At 71.7% G+C, this 16,920-nt stretch carries 15 protein-coding genes and 1 pseudogene; 3 read left to right on the forward strand and 13 right to left on the reverse strand.

From position 1 onward, the window contains the following. The first annotated feature begins 48 nt into the window (after positions 1–48). Positions 49–1,311 carry a nucleotide disphospho-sugar-binding domain-containing protein gene (locus FHR82_RS38370; RefSeq protein WP_184815562.1) on the forward strand — a complete coding sequence of 421 codons (1,263 nt, stop codon included), beginning with the start codon at positions 49–51 and terminating at the stop codon, positions 1,309–1,311. Between the two features lie 105 nt (positions 1,312–1,416). Here the strand turns inward: FHR82_RS38370 and FHR82_RS38375 are convergent, their stop codons facing one another. Genes FHR82_RS38375 through ccrA form a run of 5 tightly spaced genes read right to left on the reverse strand, consistent with a single transcriptional unit; the run spans position 1,417 to position 6,835 of the window. Then, complete coding sequence (locus FHR82_RS38375) at positions 1,417–2,328, reverse strand: alpha/beta hydrolase (protein ID WP_225943828.1); 912 nt, start codon at positions 2,326–2,328, stop codon at positions 1,417–1,419. A 17-nt stretch (positions 2,329–2,345) separates the two neighbouring features. Beyond that, on the reverse strand, positions 2,346–3,620 hold the full coding sequence (locus FHR82_RS38380) for a nucleotide disphospho-sugar-binding domain-containing protein (protein ID WP_184815563.1): 1,275 nt from the start codon (positions 3,618–3,620) through the stop codon (positions 2,346–2,348). Between the two features lie 31 nt (positions 3,621–3,651). Beyond that, the gene (locus FHR82_RS38385; protein WP_184815564.1) at positions 3,652–4,512 is read right to left on the reverse strand and encodes a 3-hydroxybutyryl-CoA dehydrogenase; all 861 of its coding nucleotides are present in this window, start codon (positions 4,510–4,512) and stop codon (positions 3,652–3,654) included. Beyond that, entirely contained in the window at positions 4,509–5,495 is a 987-nt protein-coding gene (locus tag FHR82_RS38390; RefSeq protein WP_311771477.1) for a 3-oxoacyl-ACP synthase III family protein, read from the reverse strand. Before FHR82_RS38390 ends, FHR82_RS38385 begins: the two co-directional genes overlap by 4 nt. 5 nt (positions 5,496–5,500) lie before the next feature. Further along, positions 5,501–6,835: a crotonyl-CoA carboxylase/reductase gene (ccrA, locus tag FHR82_RS38395; RefSeq protein ID WP_184815566.1), complete on the reverse strand. Its 1,335-nt coding sequence runs from the start codon at positions 6,833–6,835 to the stop codon at positions 5,501–5,503. A 132-nt stretch (positions 6,836–6,967) separates the two neighbouring features. Here ccrA and FHR82_RS38400 point away from each other — a divergent pair, with 132 nt between their 5' ends. Further along, positions 6,968–7,999, forward strand: coding sequence for a GDP-mannose 4,6-dehydratase (locus tag FHR82_RS38400; protein ID WP_184815567.1), 1,032 nt, complete (start codon positions 6,968–6,970; stop codon positions 7,997–7,999). Positions 8,000–8,061: 62 nt separating this feature from the next. Continuing rightward, positions 8,062–8,403, forward strand: a pseudogene (locus FHR82_RS48300) (transposase); the annotation flags it as partial. Between the two features lie 549 nt (positions 8,404–8,952). Here FHR82_RS48300 and FHR82_RS38410 read toward each other — a convergent pair. The 8 genes from FHR82_RS38410 to FHR82_RS38445 all read right to left on the reverse strand — a co-directional run bounded on the left by FHR82_RS38410 (position 8,953) and on the right by FHR82_RS38445 (position 16,895). Beyond that, positions 8,953–9,690, reverse strand: a complete 738-nt coding sequence (locus FHR82_RS38410) for a class I SAM-dependent methyltransferase (protein ID WP_184815569.1) — start codon at positions 9,688–9,690, stop codon at positions 8,953–8,955. A gap of 11 nt (positions 9,691–9,701) precedes the next feature. Next, complete coding sequence (locus tag FHR82_RS38415) at positions 9,702–10,859, reverse strand: DegT/DnrJ/EryC1/StrS aminotransferase family protein (protein ID WP_184815570.1); 1,158 nt, start codon at positions 10,857–10,859, stop codon at positions 9,702–9,704. Positions 10,860–10,873: 14 nt separating this feature from the next. Beyond that, on the reverse strand, positions 10,874–12,130 hold the full coding sequence (locus tag FHR82_RS38420) for a nucleotide disphospho-sugar-binding domain-containing protein (protein ID WP_184815571.1): 1,257 nt from the start codon (positions 12,128–12,130) through the stop codon (positions 10,874–10,876). A 20-nt stretch (positions 12,131–12,150) separates the two neighbouring features. Continuing rightward, entirely contained in the window at positions 12,151–12,759 is a 609-nt protein-coding gene (locus tag FHR82_RS38425; protein WP_184815572.1) for a dTDP-4-dehydrorhamnose 3,5-epimerase family protein, read from the reverse strand. A 13-nt stretch (positions 12,760–12,772) separates the two neighbouring features. Beyond that, on the reverse strand, positions 12,773–13,555 hold the full coding sequence (locus tag FHR82_RS38430; protein WP_184815573.1) for an NAD-dependent epimerase/dehydratase family protein: 783 nt from the start codon (positions 13,553–13,555) through the stop codon (positions 12,773–12,775). Continuing rightward, positions 13,555–14,556 carry a Gfo/Idh/MocA family protein gene (locus FHR82_RS38435; protein ID WP_184815574.1) on the reverse strand — a complete coding sequence of 334 codons (1,002 nt, stop codon included), beginning with the start codon at positions 14,554–14,556 and terminating at the stop codon, positions 13,555–13,557. The genes FHR82_RS38430 and FHR82_RS38435 overlap by 1 nt, the downstream gene beginning before the upstream one ends. Further along, a complete protein-coding gene (locus FHR82_RS38440) occupies positions 14,553–15,986 on the reverse strand; it encodes an NDP-hexose 2,3-dehydratase family protein (protein ID WP_184815575.1) in 1,434 nt (477 codons plus the stop codon). Before FHR82_RS38440 ends, FHR82_RS38435 begins: the two co-directional genes overlap by 4 nt. Before the next feature lie 219 nt (positions 15,987–16,205). Next, on the reverse strand, positions 16,206–16,895 hold the full coding sequence (locus tag FHR82_RS38445; protein WP_184815576.1) for a PAS domain-containing protein: 690 nt from the start codon (positions 16,893–16,895) through the stop codon (positions 16,206–16,208). Positions 16,896–16,920: the final 25 nt, after the last annotated feature.

Below are 16,920 nucleotides of genomic sequence, written 5' to 3' on the forward strand. Positions count from 1 at the left end.
GCGTTCCTACGCTGCGGGGCGGACGCCGTTCGACCGAAAGGCAGGCGCATGCGAGTTCTGTTCGTCGTGTCCTCATGGTCAGGGCACTACTTCCCCCTGGTACCGCTCGGCTGGGCACTGCGCGGCGCCGGGCACGACGTGCGGGTGCTGTGCACCGAGGCGGACGTGGGGCCGATCGCGCGGTCCGGTCTGCACCCGGTGCCCGCCCTCACCGGTATCGACATGCACCGGCAGGGGCGGCTCTCCAACGTGCTCGCCGCCTACACCGGCAACTGGCCCTACCCGGAGCCGCCGCCGCACCCGGACACGTGCGAGCCGTTCGACCGCGCCACGTTCGACCTCGACGCGGCGTGGCAGGAGATCCAGGCGACCATGTCGGACAGTTCGCGGCGCAGCGTCGCGGCGGCGCGGGAGTACGCGCGTGCGTGGCGGCCGGACCTCGTGGTGCACGACCTGCTGAGCTGTGAGGGTCCGCTGGCCGCGCACGCCGTCGGGGTGCCGAGCGTCCTGCACCTGTGGGGCCCGACCGGCACCGAGGACACCCTCGAGTCGGTCGGCGGCTACGGCACCGACCAGTCGTTCGACCACCTGCCCGCGGCCGCGGTGTTCGAGGGCTCGCTCGGTGCGGAGGCCGCCGCGACCATCGAGGAGCAGCTCGGGTACGTGCTCGACCCATGCCCGCCGCAGCTCGCGCCGAATACCAAGGGCACCAGGGTGCCGGTGCGGTACGTGCCCTACAACGGCGCCGGTGCCGTGCCGCACGAACTGCTCACGCCGACCGACCGCAAGCGGGTGTGCGTGGTGTGGGGCCGGTCCGCGGCCGCCACGTTCGGGCAGACCGTCAACCGCATCCAGGAGGCCGTGGCGGCCGCCGTCGAGCTGGACGCGGAGGTGTTCCTGCTGGCGTCCGAACAGGACGCGGGCACCGGCGAACTGCCCGACTCGGTGCACCGGCTCGTCGAGATGCCGCTGAACCTGGTACTCCCCCACTGCGACGCCGTTGTCCATTACGTCGGCGCCGGCGTGCTGATGACCGCGACCGCGATCGGGGTGCCGCAGCTGATGCTGCCGTTGTGCGCACACGCGGAGGAACGCCTCGCGGCGCGGGTCGTCGACCACGGGAGCGGACTGTCCATCCGCAACTACGAGGCCGACGTGCCCGCCATCCGGGAGGGGCTGTCCCGGCTGCTGACCGAGCCGTCGTTCGCGGCCGCGGCCCGGACACTGGCCACCGAGGTGGCGGCGATGCCGCCGCCGAGTGCGGTGGTGCCGCTGCTGGAGGAGCTCGCCGCAGGGGCACGCATCGAGTAGCGGGCCGTCCCAGGTGGACTCGCGAGTCGCGTCGGTCGAACTCGCGAGTCGTCCCGGTTGGGCTCGCGGATCCTCCCGGTGGGCTCGCGGGGTTTGCCGGGGTGGTCAGGCCAGGTTCGCGATGATGTCGACGACCGCCGACGCCCGCGCCGCGGGGACCACGTGCCCGGCTTCGAGGCTGTGCACGTCGAACCGGTTGCGTGGGGTCAGCTCGTCGGCCTCGGCGATCAGGCGGTCCTGCAGTGCGATCGGCAGCAGCCCGTCGCGGGTGTGGCGGATGAACGTGCGCGGTACCCGACCCCACGTGTCGCGCTGGACGCGGGCGTCGGCCTGGTTCACGCCCAGGGGATCGTCCGGGTACAGCGTCCCGAAGATCTCGATCAGTTCGGCGTCGGTGGATTCGGGCGTCAGGAACGCGAGTTTGGCCTCGCTCAGGAACCACGGGTCGCCGGTGCGCCAGTTGACCCGCAGCACCCCCAGCTCCGCCGGGTTGCCCACCAGCGCGGGTCCGACGAACTCGTTGTGTGCGCCTGCCGCCTCCGGCGTTTGGTAATAGGCGTCCACGCTGGGCAGTCGCACGCAGCAGAACGCGTCGTCGTACACCAGCCGGTGCACCAGGTGCGGGACCGCGTTCGCGACGAGGCTGATCACGAGCCCGCCCGCGCTCGCGCCCACCAGGACCACCCGACCGCGCCGCGCCATGCGGCGCACCACGCCGATCGTGTGCGCCACGTAGTCCGCGAGTCCGATCCCGAGGAGCGGTGACGGCACCGCCGCCCACGCCGCGAGGTCCTGCGGTACCTGGAAAGCGGCGCTGTAGGGTGCCCAGCCCGGTTCGTGCCCCGGCAGTTCCACGGCAACGGCGAGGTGTCCGCGCTCGGCGAGCGCGGACACGAGCGGCGCGAACATGGCCGCCCGGCCGAAGGCACCGGGCACCAGCACGAAGCAGGACCGCCCGGGATGCACGGCGGCGGCACCCACCGCGACAGTGCTGCCCGCGATGGCAGCACCGAACATCCTGCGGTTGAACACCATCAGCCTGCCCGCCGGGCGACCAGCTCGGGTGCCGTCGCGATCCGCTCCAGCGTGCCCACCACCTCGGCGGGGGCCGGCATCGCGGCGGCGTCGGCCGCGAGGTCGCGGGCGGCGCGGGCGTACGACGGCTCGTGGACGAGCCCGCCGAGGGCGGCACGCACCCCGGCCGCGTCGGTCTCGTAGTTCGGCAGCGTGCGGGCGCAGCCCACGGCCGCGAACCGGTCGGCAAGGAACACCCCGGCCGGGGTGAACGGGATCGCGAGCTGCGGCACCCCGGCGACCACCGACGTCATGGTCGAACCGCCGCTGCCGTAGTGCACGACCGCGTCGCAGTCCGGCAGCACCAGGTGCAACGGCACCTCCACCATGGGCCGCACCGACTCCGGGAGCGTGCCGCACGCCTCGACGTCCGCGCGCGGCGCGAGCAGCAGCACCTCGGCGCCGAGGTCCGCGGCACCGGCCACGACCTGCGGCAGCTTGGAGGTCTGGGGACCGAAGCAGCGGGTGCCGGAACGGCCCCACGTCACGCAGATCCTCGGCCGGTCCGACCGGGGCGGCAGCACCGGTTCCGCGCCGGACCCGTTGTAGGGCAGGTAGCGGATCGGCAGCCTGCGCACGGTGGTGTGCTCGCGGACCGGATCGGGGCACGGGTCCAGCACGTGACCGGCACGGGTCAGGATCCGGTCGGCCTGCTCGGCGCCCGCGGCCGCCACGAGTGCCTGTTCGGCGACGGCGGCGGTGAACTGCTCCGCACCGCCGTTGCCGCGCAGCACGCCGAACGTGCCCTCGGCGCCGGTCGGGCCCCACAGGTGCAGCACGTTCGGCACGCCGGCCGCCTCAGCGGCGAGCGGGCCCTCGTAGCAGACCACGTCGTGCACGACCAGGTCCGGCTGCCACCGCAGCGCGTAACCCTGTGCGGCGTCGACGCCGCGCAGCAGCCGTTCCCGCTCGGCCCGCACAGCCCCGGCCCACCAGGCGTCGAGGTCGAACGTGCCGGGCTCGACCGGCCCGTCGAGCTCCGGGTGCGGCGGCGGTTCCCGGTACGGCCAGTGACCGGCCCGTTCCTCGAGCAGGTTCAACGCCCGGGCGTGGCGGGTGAGGTCGGTGTCCGCCAGCAGCGGCACCGGCGTCAGCCCCGCCCCCGTCACCCGATCCACTTCGGACGGTGCGCACAGCACCCGCACCTCGTGCCCGGCCACGCGCAGCGCCCACGCCAGCGGCACCATCGGGTAGTAGTGACCGGACCAGGACGACACGGCGAACAGGACCCGCATGCGGTACTCCCCGTCTCGGTAGTTCAGCCAGTCAGTGTTCGTGGAAGCCGCGGCCGCTCTTGCGGCCGAGGAAACCGCCGTCGATCATCCGCAGCAGCAGCGCGGGCGGGGCGTGCAGCGGGTCCTTGGTCTCCGCGTACATCGCCTCGCCGACGGCGGCGACCACGTCCAGGCCGATCAGGTCGATCAGCGCCAGCGGGCCCATGGGGTGGCCGCACCCGGCGGTCATACCCCGGTCGATGTCCTCTGCGGAGGCGACCCCGGACTCCAGCAGCCGGACCGCGGACAGCAGGTAGGGCACCAGCATGGCGTTCACCACGAACCCGGCCCGGTCCCGCGCGGTCACGACCTCCTTGCCGAGCAGACCCGTCACGAACGCGGTCGTCCGCACCACCGTCGTGGCGCCGGTCGCGAGCGAGGGCACCAGCTCGACGAGCGGCATCACCGGCACCGGGTTGAAGAAGTGCACGCCGATCACCCGCTCGGGCGCCTCGGTGGCGCGGCCGAGTTTCGTGATCGACAACGCGGAGGTGGTGGAGGCGAGCACGGCGCCCTCGTCGGGCACCACCTCGTCCAGCACGGCGAACACCGCCTGTTTCACGGCGAGGTCCTCGGCGACCGCCTCCAGCACGAACTGGCGGTCCCGCAGTGCCTTGTGGTCGGTGGTGAACGTGATCCGGTCCAGCACGGCGTCCCGTTCGGACGCGGCGAGCTTGTCCTTGCGCACCAGGCGGTCGAGCGAGGTGGTGATCCGCTTCCTGCCGCGTTCGGCGGAGTCCTCGCTGCCGACCACGGCGAGCACGTTCAGCCCGGCCCGCGCGCACACCTCGGCGAACCCGGCACCCATCTGGCCGCACCCGACGAGCCCGACGCGTTCGATCGCGAGGGTCATGCTGACCACCGCACCAGGCAGGTGCCGACCGACATGCCGCCGCCGAACCCGGCGAGCAGCACGTGGTCGCCCGCGCCGATCCGGCCGGTGCGGACCGCGTCGTCGAGAGCGATCGGGACGGATGCGCTGCCGACGTTGCCGTAGCGGTCCACGACGAGGTGGGTGTGGGCGCCGTCCAGGCCGCACCGGGTGACGAGCTCGCGCAGCAGCACGCCGTTGGCCTGGTGCGGCACGAAACAGTCCACGTCCGCGATTTCCAGTCCCGCGCCGGTGACGAGCTTGTCCAGCAGCGGCGGCAGGTTCGCCATCACGAAGTCGCGGACGTCCCGCCCGCGCATGGTGAACACGTGCTGCCCGGCCGCTACGGTCGCGGCGGTGGTCGGCACCCGGCTGCCCCCGGCCACGACCTTGATGAGGTCCTGGTCGTCGCCGTAGCTGCTGAGGTCGATCTCGACCACACCACCACCGTCGGCGACCTCGCCGACGACGACGGCCCCCGCCCCGTCGCCGAGCAGGACCGACGTGCGCCGGTCGCCGAAGTCGAGGATGCGGGAGTACACGTCGGCGGCGATCACGAGCGCGTGCGCGCCCGGTCTGCCCGCGACGAGCCTGCGTGCCAGCTCGACGCCGTAGACGAACCCGGCGCACACGGCGTTGAGGTCGAAGCACGCCGCGCTGCCCGCGCCGATCAGCGACTGCACGAGGCACGCGGTCGGCGGTTGCGGGTGGTCCGGGGTGGAGGTCGACACGACGATGTAGTCGATCCGGTCGGCGGGCAGACCGGCCGCGGCGAGCGCGCGGCGCGCCGCGACGGCGGCGAGGTCGGACGTCGCCTCCCCCGGCGCGGCCCAGCGGCGGGTCTCGATGCCCGTCCTGCTGGTGATCCACTCCGGGGTCGCGTCCTGGACCAGCTCCGCGATGTCGTCGTTGGTGACGACCCGCTCGGGGAGGTACGAGCCCGTACCGAGGAAACCGACGGCCACCGCGCTCACCGGGCCCCGAGGAGCGGGCTGAGGCGGTCGGCGCCGACGCGGGCACGCAGTTCCTGGTCGGTCACGCCGAGGCCGGTCTCCGGCGCCAGGCACAGCACCGCGACCTTGCCGATGTGCTGGTTGGTCTGCACGAGCCGGGTCGCCTCGGCCACCTCGGCGAGCGGGTAGACCGCCGACAGGGTCGGTGCGACCGCGCCCAGTTCGAACAACCGGTTCGCCTCCCACTGCTCCTGGAGGTTGGCGACGTGGCTGCCGATCACCCGCTTCAGCTTCATCCACAGGTAGCGGTTGTCGAACAGGTGCTGGTAGCCGGTGCTCGAACCGCACGTCACGACGACACCGCCGCGGCGGACCACGAACACCGAGATGCCGAAGGTGGCGCGGCCGACGTGCTCGAACACGATGTCCGGGTCGCGGCCGGTGCGGTCGCGGATGATCCGGCCGAGCCGCTTGCCGATCGCCACGGCCTCGGCCGGGTCGTCGGCGGCGCGGTCGGTGAGGCCGAACTCCCTGCGGTCGATGACGATCTCGCACCCGAGCGCGCGCACCGCCGCCGCCTTCTCCTCGGACGAGACGATCGCGACGGGGATGCCGCCACCGTTGCGGACGAACTGCACGGCGTACGCGCCGAGCCCGCCGGCCGCACCCCACACCAGCACCACGTCGCCCTGCTTCATCCTGGCGCCCTTGTCGCTCACCAGCATCCGGTAGGCGGTGCCCGCGCACAGGGTGTTGACCGCGGCCTCCTCCCAGGTGAGGTGGGCGGGTTTCGGGATGAGCTGGCTCGCGCGCACCACGGTGTACTCCGCGAGGCCGCCGAAGTTGGTCTCGAAACCCCACGCCCGCTGCTCGGCACCCATCATGCCGTCGGCGTGGGACGCGGGTTCCTGGTCGTCGACGTAGGCGGGGCTGACCACCACGTGGTCGCCCGCCTTCCAGTGCCGCACACCGGAACCGACCCGCACCACCACACCCGCGGCGTCCGATCCGACCACCTGGTGGGGCAGGTCGTGCCGTTTCGCCCAGCCGCCCTGCCGGGCGAAATGCTTGAGGAAGCGGAAGGTCGGGATCGGTTCGAACATCGCCGACCACACGGTGTTGTAGTTCACCGAGCTGGCCGCGACCGCGACGACGACCTCGTCGGGCGCCAGCTCCGGCATCGGCACCCGGCCGACGCGCAGCGACTTGCGGACGTCCTTGTCGCTGACGCCGAGGAACATGTCGGCGTCCTCGACCCGCAGGTGCGCGGCCAGGTACGTGGGCGGCAGCGGGGTGCGTTCGATCTCTGCCTGCGTCGCACCGCCGAGCACAATGTCGGACATCTGGGTCATGGTCGCCCCTCGCGTGCGTTCACTCGTCGGTAAAAGGCGGACTCTGGCGCCAACAATGACCGCATGCCCCTGGAGGAATCCCTAGTTTCGATGCAGTTCAATCAGTCGCCGGTGCACGAAAGGGGATTTCCTGTGACCAAGCGTGCCTTGATCACCGGCGTGACCGGACAGGACGGCTCGTACCTCGCGGAGCACCTGCTCTCGCTGGGTTACCAGGTGTGGGGCCTCATCCGAGGGCAAGCGAACCCGAGGAAGTCGCGCATCAGCAGGCTGATGGCCGACCTGTCCTTTGTCGACGGTGATCTGATGGACCAGGGCAGCCTGGTGTCCGCGGTGGACAAGGTGCAGCCGGACGAGGTCTACAACCTCGCGGCGATCTCCTTCGTGCCGCTGTCGTGGCAACAGGCCGAGCTCACCGCCGAGGTCAACGGCATGGGCGTGCTGCGCGTACTGGAGGCCATCCGGATGGTGTGCGGGATCGACAAGTCCCGCACCGCGAGCAGCGGCCAGATCCGGTTCTACCAGGCGTCGTCGTCGGAGATGTTCGGCAAGGTGATCGAGACGCCACAACACGAGACAACCATTTTCCACCCGCGAAGTCCGTACGGGGTGGCGAAGTCCTACGGGCACTTCATCACCCGCAACTACCGCGAGTCGTTCGGCATGTACGGCGTCTCCGGGATCCTGTTCAACCACGAGTCCCCGCGCCGCGGCGCGGAGTTCGTGACGCGCAAGATCTCGCTCGCCGTCGCCCAGATCAAACTGGGGCTGCAGGACAAGCTCCGCCTCGGCAACCTCGACGCGGTGCGCGACTGGGGCTTCGCTGGCGACTACGTCCGCGCCATGCACCTGATGCTGCAACAGGACGAGGCGACCGACTACGTCGTCGGCACCGGCCGGATGCACTCGGTGCGGGACGCGGTCCGCATCGCGTTCGGCGCGGTGGGCATGCGGTGGGAGGACCACGTCGTCATCGATCCCCGGCTGGTCCGGCCCGCCGAGGTGGAGACGCTGTGCGCGGACTCCAGCCGGGCCCGCGCCGAACTGGGCTGGCGGACGACCGTCGACTTCGAACAGCTGATGCACATGATGGTCGAGTCCGACCTGCGGCAGGCCGAGCAGGAGCAGCGGTACGCCGACCTCGCACTCGCCTCGTCCTGGTAGTGGCACAACGGAGCACCACCAGCGAATCCAGCGAAGCCCTCCACCCGCCTTCGACGCCGAGCGTTCCGCGACCTGGCCACGCCGCCATCATGTATTGCGGAGCGTTGGGCAAGCGGGGCAACTGCCAGATCGGGTCAGCGTGCATGCGGTCACCGACTGGGCCTCGGCCGCGGTGGACTGGCGGTTGTGCCTGCCCGAGTCCTGGGACGATCGCAAAGCCACCGATGAGCAGGACGTGGCTGAAGATCGTCCGGAAGCGGGTTCGCTGCGCGATCCCGGACGAGGTCCGGCACTGGGAGAAGTGGCGCCTGGCGCTGGACATGATCGACGAGACCCTCGACTGGGGCCTGTCGCGACGCCCGGTCGTGGCCGATGCCGCCTACGGCGGTGCCACCGCCTTACGTTGGCCGGGGGTGGGTTCGTGGTTTGTCCTCGCCGGACGGGTGTCTTCGCCGGGCGGGTTTGCCTCCGGCGGCTCCTCGCCGGAGGGGCAGGTCTCCGGGATGGCCTTGCGGCTTGGCATCTTCGGTGGCTTGGCGAGGGTCGGTCTGCCTGCGATCCCGTCGACCTCCCTTCGGGCTATCACACCGGCTCAAGGGGGCGGTTCCGAGGTTTGGCGCCGGTTTTGGCTGCTGGGTGCCTCCTTGATCCGGTGTGATCGGGCTTTGCCAGGTCGACGGGATGGCAGGCAGCCTCGGGTGTGGTGTGGGGCTTGCGCCCCCGGCGCCTGCGCACCCTCACGACGTCCCGTTGTGCTGTGAAAGGCGCTTTCACGGCGTTGGCCACGCTGTGAAAGGCGCTTTCAGGGCACCCAACGCCCTCAACGCGCCTTTCACAACACCGGCCATGTCCCCAACGCGCCTTTCACAGCATCCAGCCCACCCCGGCACGGCGATCACCGTCGGCTTGGCCGGACCCGCCGGAGGACCCGGCAAACGTTGGTGGACACAGCATTAGCTGTGGTGAGCGATGAACAGGCCGCGACCGTTGGGGCCGCCCTCCCGATACTCCGCCGCGAGGCCAGCGTGCTCGAACGCGGCGAGGTACTCCTCGCGCGTGAACAGCGAGTGGACCTCGACCTGGGTGAAATCCTCGATGCCCGCCGCGTCGGCGACGACGTAGCGGATGGTCATGCGGCTGACATCCCCGTCCCGGACCGAGTGGGACAGGCGGGTGATGGCCCGGCCGTCCTCGGTCACCGAGGACGCGGTGACGAACCCGTGCAGGAACCGCTCCGGGAACCACCACGGCTCCACGACGCACACCCCGCCGGGCGCGGTGTGCGCGGCGAGGCGCGCGACGGTGCCGTTCAGCTCGTCGACGGACGTCGAGTACCCGATGGAGTAGCAGAGGCAGAGCACCGCGTCGTAGGTGCGGCCGAGGTCGAAGTCCCGCATGTCGGCCCGGTACACGGTGGCGTCCGGGACCTTGGCGGCCGCGATGTCGCACATCGCCTCGGACAGTTCCACCCCGTCGGCACGGTCGAACAACTCGACCAGGCGGCGGAGGTGACTGCCGGTGCCGCACGCCACGTCGAGGACCGACGCCGCGTGCGGGCAGTGTTCGCGCACCAGGGCGGCCAGCTCGTCGCCTTCGGTGACCCAGTCCTTGCCGCGGCCGCCGTAGACCGCGTCGTACACGGCGGCCTGCCGGTGCCCGTACGCGGTGGTGTTCTCGTGAACGGTCGTCATCGGTGTCCTCTCTATACGGTGGCCCGTTCCGCGGACACCGACCGGCACACCGCGTCGGCGACGTGTCTGACGTCGGCGTCGGTCAGGCCCTGGTGCAGGGGCAGCAGCAACGTCTCCTCGGCTGCCTGGTCCGCACCCGGCAGGACCTGGTGGGTCGCGCCGTACAGCGGCACGTGGTGCAGCGCCGGGTACCGGAAGGTCGTGTACACGCCCGCGTCGAGCAGATCCGCCGCCAGCCGGTCCCTGGTCACCGGGTCGGTGCGCACCCAGTAGAAGTAGTGGCAGGTCTCGTGCCCGGCGGGCAGCGGCGGCGGGACCCGCAGCGCGGGCTCACCGGCCAGCAGCAGGTCGTAGGTCGCGGCGATCTCCCGCCTGCGTTCGACGAAGCCGGGCAGCCTGCGCAGCTGGACGCTCCCGATCGCGCCGGTCACGTCGTTGCCGATGATCCGCCGTCCCGGGTGCTCGACCTCGAGGTCCCACCAGCGGGCCGTCCGGCCGGACCCGACCTTGGACAGGCCGCTCGACTCGACCATGCCGTAGTAGGCGTGCCGCCGGGCCTTGTCCGCCAGTTCCCGGTCGCGGACGTACAGCATGCCGCCGTCCCCGGTGACGAGCATCTTCATCGCGTCGAAGCTCCACACGGCGAGGTCGCCGAAGGTGCCGCAGGCCTGTCCGTCCACCCGGGACGCGACGGCGCACGCGGCGTCCTCGATCAGCGTGACGCCGCGGTCCCGGCACAACCGCGCGATGGCCGCCACGTCGCCGGGGTAACCGCCGAAGTGCAGCAGCAGCACGGCCTTCGTGTCCGGGGTGAGCGCGGCCGCGACGTGGTCGGCGGTCGGGTTGAGGGTGGCCGGGTCGACGTCGCAGAACACCGGCCGGGCGCCGCTCGCCAGGACCGCGTTGCCCGCGGCGACGAAGCTCGGCGACGGCAGCACCACCTCGTCACCCGCGCCGAGCTCGAGCAGCTCGATCGCGAGGAACAGGCCGGAGGTCGCGCAGTTGATCAGCACGGTGTGCTCGGCGGCCACCCCGAGGTGCGCGGCGAACTCCGCCTCGAACGCCTTCGCGCGCGGTCCGTAGCCGAGCCAGTTGCCTGCGAAGACCGCCGCGACGGCGGCGGCCTCCTCGTCACCCAGCGTCGGTTGGAAGACGTTGATCCTGCCCATGGTGCCCTCCTTGGTCAGCGCCGGTGCCGGGCGACGCGCTCTTCGATCTCCGGGACCAGCTCGGCCGGGCTCGGCTGGGTGCGGAGCTCCTCGGAGAACTCCGCCGCGCTCTTGGCGAACCGCTCCTCGGTGAGCAGCTGGGTCACCGCGTCCGCCAGCACGTCGGCCGGTGCCTCACCGGTCAGCTCGGCCGGGCGGACCACCAGACCCGCGCCCTGGTCGGCGATGTGGTCGGCGACGTTGTCCTCGGCCCAGAACGGCACCGGCACCACCAGCTGCGGCACCCCGAAGGCGCCCGCGGCGAGCGCGGTGCCGTCCCCGCCGTGGTGGATGATCGCGGCGCAGTCCGGCAGCACCTGGTTGAGCGGCACGTAGTCCACGACCCGCACGTTGTTCGGCAGCGCACCGTCGAAGTCCTTGTGCGCCAGGGTGACGACCAGTTCGATGTCCAGTTCGGACAGCCGGCGGACCAGCCCGGTGTGGGTGAGCCCGCTCTCGGCGAACAGCTCCCGGCCCCGGCCGCCGATCCCGAGCGACAGCACGACCCTCGGCCGGTCGCGCGGCGCGCGGACCCAGTCCGGCACGTGCCCGCCGCCGTTGTGCGGCACCGACCGCAGCGGCAGCCGGTCCAGCGACGTCGGCACCGCCCAGCGGTCCGGTCGCGGCTCGATCGTCCACTGCCCCACGAACAGGGCGGGCGAGAACTCGACGCCGTGGCGGGCGAGGTGCTCACCGAGCAGCCAGTTCACCGACCCGTCCACCGCGACGGGGGTGCTCGCGGGATCACGTTCCGCGTAGCGCTCCCACATCCAGCCGACGTTGTCCTGGCCCCACAGGAAACGGGCGTGCGCGGCCCCGGTTGCCTCGGCGGCGATCGCGGCGGGCACGCACAGCGGGTCCCACACCACGAGGTCGGGACGCCACTCCCGGCACACGTCGACCAGTTCGTCCAGCACGGACGCGTAGATGGTGAACGTGGCGATGGTGCCGAGCCACGCGTCGTGCCACGGCTCGTCCGGCAGGCAGCGCAGCGACAGGTCGGTCGTGAGCGATGCCAGTTTGTCCGGGTCGCTGTTGAAGCCGACCACGTGGCGCACGGTCTCGTTGTCGCCGAAGGGCAGCGCGGTCAGCCCGGTGCGCGCGACGGCGTCGTTCATCGAGGGGTGCACGGCGATGCGGACCTCGTGCCCCTGGTTGTGCAGTGCCCACGCGAGCGGCACCACCGGGTACAGGTGCGCGGTCGCCGGGAAGATCGCGAACAGGACTCGCACGGGACGGTTTCCTCTCCGGTTCACACGGACTCGAGCGCCTGGTCGAGCGCCAGGCAGGTCTGGTAGTCGGGCAGCGCGCCCTGCTCCAGCGCCTCGGCGACCGTGACGGCCGCGGTGTCGCGGGGCGACATGACCAGTTCCAGGTCCGGCGGCAGCGGCAGCGCGAGGCCCGGGTCGAGCGGCGACACGGCCAGCTCGTAGGCGGGCACGTACTCCTGGGACAGCAGGTACATCACGACCGACCCGGCGGTCAGCACGACCGAGCCGTGCCCGACCCCGACCGGGCAGTACACGGCCCGGCCGTTGGTCTCGTCGAGCACCACGGAGTCGGTGACGCCGAACGTCGGCGACCCGACGCGCAGGTCCACCTGGAAGTCGAGCACGCGGCCGCGGGGGCAGTGCACGTACTTCGCCCCTCCCGGCGGGGTCGCGGTGTAGTGGATGCCGCGCAGGACGCCCGCGCGGACGGAGAAGTTGTGGCTGGTCTGGCGGATGGGGAACGGCGCCCTGCCGACCGCGGTGGTGAACGTGTCCCCCTGGAACGGTGAGGTGAAGTACCCGCGGTCGTCGTGGAACTTCTCCGCGGTGAACTCGAACGCGCCCTCGATCCGCAATGGCCGTGCCCGCATGTGTCCCTTCCCTTCAGCTGCCTGCGGTTGCTTCCATGAGGCCCCCGCGCACCGCGTCCGCGTCGACGTAGCGGTCCAGGAGCTCGTCGAGGTAGCCGGGGCCGAAGTCCAGCTCGGCGAACTCGGGGACCAGGCCGCGCACCTTCGCCGTGTCGACGGCCGCGTGCTCCAGGTCGTGCGCGACGTAGTGCCGGGCCGGGGTGACGCCGAGCCTGCGCTCCAGCGCCGCCAGCACGTCCTCGACGTCCCTCGGTGCCCCGGTCGCCACGTTGACCACCTCGCCTGCGACCCGGGCGGCGAGCAGCCGGTCCAGCACGAGCATCAGGTGCCGGACGTCGACGAGGTCGCGCCGCGCGCCGCGGAACACGGTCACCTCGCCTGCGAGGACCTGCCGGGTCAGCGCCGGCAGCAGCTGGTCCGGTGGCGCGCCCGCACCCACGACGTAACCGAGGCGCAGCACCAGGAACGGGGTGCCGGACAGCGCGCAGACCCGTTCGAGGCCGAGCTTGTGCCTGCCGTAGGGGGTGCGCGGGTACACCGGGCCGTCCTCGGTGCCCGGGCAGTCCGCGCCGGTGTACATCCCGGTCGACGCGGTCGAGAAGAACACGACGGTGCGGCCCCCGGCACGGCAGCGGCGCAGCACGTCGTAGACGAGGTTCGCCTCGCGGTCGAACGCGGCGCCCTCGGTCGAGCCCGCGCTCGACACCCCGGCCGCGATCACGGTGACGTCCGGGTAGCCGGCGCCGAAGTGCGGGCGGAGGTGGCTCGCGAGGAACCCGTTGCCGACGACGTCCATCAGGCGGCGCCCGCCTGGGCGGGGACCGTCACGGCGACGGCGCGGATCTCCTCCGCCAGCCGCGCGGTCTCCCGCGCGCCCGCGAGCCACGGCGCCTCCGTCCGCGCCGACCACCCCGTGCGGACGGCGTCGGCGAAGCGTTCCACGGAGAGCCGGAACTGGTGCGCGGCCGGCATGACGAGCTGCTCGCCGTGGTCCTGCTCCTCGATGTCGAGGCTGCCGCGGTGCCCCGGCGGCGGGGTGAAGGCGTGGTCGAGCCGCAACGCCGCCGCGCTGCCCCAGATCTGGTAGCGGGAGCGGTAGGTGTGCTGGAACCCGAACTCCAGGTCGGCGAACACACCGTCAGGGCTGGTGAGCAGGGCGTGCCCGCTGACGTCGACACCGAGCGCGGGATCCACCCGCAGCACGGCACCCGCGACCGACAGCCCGTCGCCGAGCAGGTGCCACGCGAGGCGGATCGGGTACACGCCCGCGTCGAGCAGCGCGCCGCCACCGAGTTCCGCGCGGTAGCGGATGTCCGTCGCGGGCAGCGGCGGGAAGCCGAACGCGGCGGCGACCGTGCGGACCGCGCCGAGCCTGCCGTCGGCGACGAGCCGTTTGACCTCGTCGTGCTGCGGGTGGTTCAGGAACGCGAAGTTCTCCCGCAGCACCAGCCGGTTCGTGGTCGCGAGGTCCTCGAGGTCCTTGGCGCTGCTCTGGTCGGTGGCGAGCGGCTTCTCGCACAGCACGTGTTTGCCCGCCAGCAGCGCCAGCCGTGCCCACTCGTGGTGCAGCGCGTTCGGCAGTCCGATGTAGACGGCGTCGACGTCCGGCCGCGCCAGCAGTTCGTGGTAGCCACACGGTTCGCCGCCGAACCCGGCCGCGTACTCGCGTGCCTTGTCCGCGGAGCGGCTCGCGACCGCGGCGACCTCGATGTGGTCCGCGTCCCGCATGACCGGCAGGGTGCGCCTGCGCGCGATGGCCGAGCAGCCGAGCACCCCGATGCGCACCGGCCCGTTCACCGCAGCCCCCGAAGGCAGGCGATCAGCGTCCTGGCCTGGACGTTGACGTAGTTGCTGTGCCCCAGGAAGCTCGTCAGCTGGTGCAGTGTCAGCCACCGGAACTCCGGCCGTCCGCCGTCGGGGAAGTCCTCCGCCACCTCGATGATCCGGTAGCGGTTGCGCGCGTTGTGGAAGCGGCCGCCCTCCTCGGACAGCTCGGTGTCGAACAGGATCCGGCCGGGGTCACCGTCGAGCACGAGGTCCAGGAACGGCGGCCACTGCTCGCTGGTGATGCCGCCGTAGTTGGCCGGGGTGCACTGCACGGTCGGCGCCAGCTCGACCGTGCCGCGGTAGCCGGGTTCCGCGCGCGCGTTGACGAGCGCGTGCAGCACGCCGTCGACGCGCTTGACCAGCAACACGATCAGCCCGGTTCCGCACGGTTCGAGCAGCGGCTGCGTCCAGTCCCCGACCTCGCGGCTGTTGGCCAGCACCGACACGGCCACCACCCGGAAGAACCGGTGTTCGTCGTGGTGGATGTCCACGTCGGTGCGCCGCCAGCGCGGCACGTCCGACAGCCCCGTCAGCTCGGTGACCACGACCTGCTCCGACTCGCGGGAGGTGAGCCAGCTCATCGTCTCCTGCGGCGTGTGCAGCCCGCCGAACGCCGGGTCGCACGACAGCGCGATCGCGGTGACCATCTCGTCGGTGAGACCGCCCGCCGCTGCCTCGAACCCGGCGGGCATGCACGACAGCACGGTGCGGGCGTCCATGTTGACCACGTTTTCCTCACGCAGCAGCAGGTGCAGCTGCCCGAGGGTCATCCAGCAGAAGTCCTCGTGCGCCTCGACCGGCTCGTCCACCTCGACGATCATGTTGCGGTTGCGCTTGTGGTAGAACCACGCGCCCTGTTCGGACTGGAGCACGTCGGCGAGCACCCGGTGCCTGCCGAGGTCGCGGAAGCAGTCCAGGTAAGGCACCGCGCCGCCCTCGTGCACGCGCAGGTAATTGCTCCGCGTGGCCTGCACGGTCGGCGACACCTGCACGCCGTCGACGTTGCCCGGCTCGGACTTCGCCTGCATGAGGCAGTGCAGGACGCCGCCGATCTCCTTGACGACGATGCCGAGGATGCCGATCTCGGGCTGGTTGATGATCGGCTGCGTCCACGACGGCACCGGTCCGAAGTCGGACTGGACCCGCAGGCCCTGGATGCGGAAGAACTTCCCGCTGTCGTGGCGCAGATCGCCGCTGTCCTCGTCGAACCGCCAGGACCGCAACTCCGCGAAGGGGATCCGCGCCACCTGGTGCAGTTGCTTCTCGGCCCGGTCCGCGAGCCAGGACCGGATCTCCGCCATGGTGTTGCACCCGCCGTCCACTGTGGACGCGGACATCGCGAGCCGGTGTGCCAGCGTGTCGTCGGGCACCCGCAGGACCGACTTTCCCACCGCGGTCATGGACCCTCCTCTCACCGGCGACACCTCATTGGTAGTGGGAAAGGTGTAGGTATTCCCACAGACCGAGCCGGGTACCGAGAGGCATTCCCGCGCTGGGCGCGGCACGGGCAGGCGCCCCGAACGGACCATTCAGGACAGCGGGCGCCACCCCGCGGCAAGAGCCGACCACGAAAGGGCTCCCTGGCATCCCGAAGCGTGCCCGTCCGGCGAGGCCCCGCGCTACTTCACGTACTCGGGCAGCACCCGGGGCGGCCACGAACCGACGCGGAAGATGCCCGCCGAGTAGGCCTTGGAGATGAGCGCGGGCCGGTTCTTGACCTTGAACCGGCGCAACAGGCTCGTCACGTGGTACTCGACGCCGCCGCGGCTCAGGTACAGGGTCGCGGCGAGCTGCACCGTGGACACCCCGCCCCCGACGCCTTCCAGGATGCGTGCGTCGACCTCGCTCAGCATCTGCTGGCGGCGCGCGGCGGTCGGCTCGTCGCCGGGCTGCGCCGGCCGATCGCCGAGCACCATGACGCCGTCGAAGTGGCCGACGTCGTCGGTCATGCCCAGTCCGGTCAGTTCTCCGGCGAACGCCGCGGCGCCGCGCCTGCCTGCCGCGACCCGTTCCGCGAACCGGGCGGAGGGGTCGTCGGCGAGCCGGTCCAGCTGCCTGCTCACGCGGGTCCGGTCGTCCGGGTGCAGCAGCTCGACGAGCTCGGTGCCGCGCACGTCCTGCCGTGCGCGGCCGAACCGGCTCTGGAAGTCGGTGTTCGCGCTCACGACCCGCATGCCGCGGTCCAGGCGCGCGACGCACACCCCGGACCGCTCGAAGAAGGATCTGAACACGTCCCCGCAGTCCGGGCGCCTGCTCGCGAGGGCCGTGCCCGTCCTGCCGATCACGTCGACCGCGATGCCACTGCTCATGACCACTCCACCTCTCGTCGGACGT

Source organism: Actinophytocola algeriensis (genome assembly GCF_014203735.1).
GTDB classification, from domain to species: domain Bacteria; phylum Actinomycetota; class Actinomycetes; order Mycobacteriales; family Pseudonocardiaceae; genus Actinophytocola; species Actinophytocola algeriensis.

Bases quoted from the DNA above. Each gene is read 5' to 3' on its own strand.
- FHR82_RS38370 (WP_184815562.1), top strand. From the start codon at position 49: ATGCGAGTTCTGTTCGTCGTGTCCTCATGGTCAGGGCACTACTTCCCC.
- FHR82_RS38375 (WP_225943828.1), bottom strand. From the start codon at position 2,328: ATGTTCGGTGCTGCCATCGCGGGCAGCACTGTCGCGGTGGGTGCCGCC.
- FHR82_RS38380 (WP_184815563.1), bottom strand. From the start codon at position 3,620: ATGCGGGTCCTGTTCGCCGTGTCGTCCTGGTCCGGTCACTACTACCCG.
- FHR82_RS38385 (WP_184815564.1), bottom strand. From the start codon at position 4,512: ATGACCCTCGCGATCGAACGCGTCGGGCTCGTCGGGTGCGGCCAGATG.
- ccrA (WP_184815566.1), bottom strand. From the start codon at position 6,835: ATGACCCAGATGTCCGACATTGTGCTCGGCGGTGCGACGCAGGCAGAG.
- FHR82_RS38410 (WP_184815569.1), bottom strand. From the start codon at position 9,690: ATGACGACCGTTCACGAGAACACCACCGCGTACGGGCACCGGCAGGCC.
- FHR82_RS38415 (WP_184815570.1), bottom strand. From the start codon at position 10,859: ATGGGCAGGATCAACGTCTTCCAACCGACGCTGGGTGACGAGGAGGCC.
- FHR82_RS38425 (WP_184815572.1), bottom strand. From the start codon at position 12,759: ATGCGGGCACGGCCATTGCGGATCGAGGGCGCGTTCGAGTTCACCGCG.
- FHR82_RS38430 (WP_184815573.1), bottom strand. From the start codon at position 13,555: ATGGACGTCGTCGGCAACGGGTTCCTCGCGAGCCACCTCCGCCCGCAC.
- FHR82_RS38440 (WP_184815575.1), bottom strand. From the start codon at position 15,986: ATGACCGCGGTGGGAAAGTCGGTCCTGCGGGTGCCCGACGACACGCTG.
- FHR82_RS38445 (WP_184815576.1), bottom strand. From the start codon at position 16,895: ATGAGCAGTGGCATCGCGGTCGACGTGATCGGCAGGACGGGCACGGCC.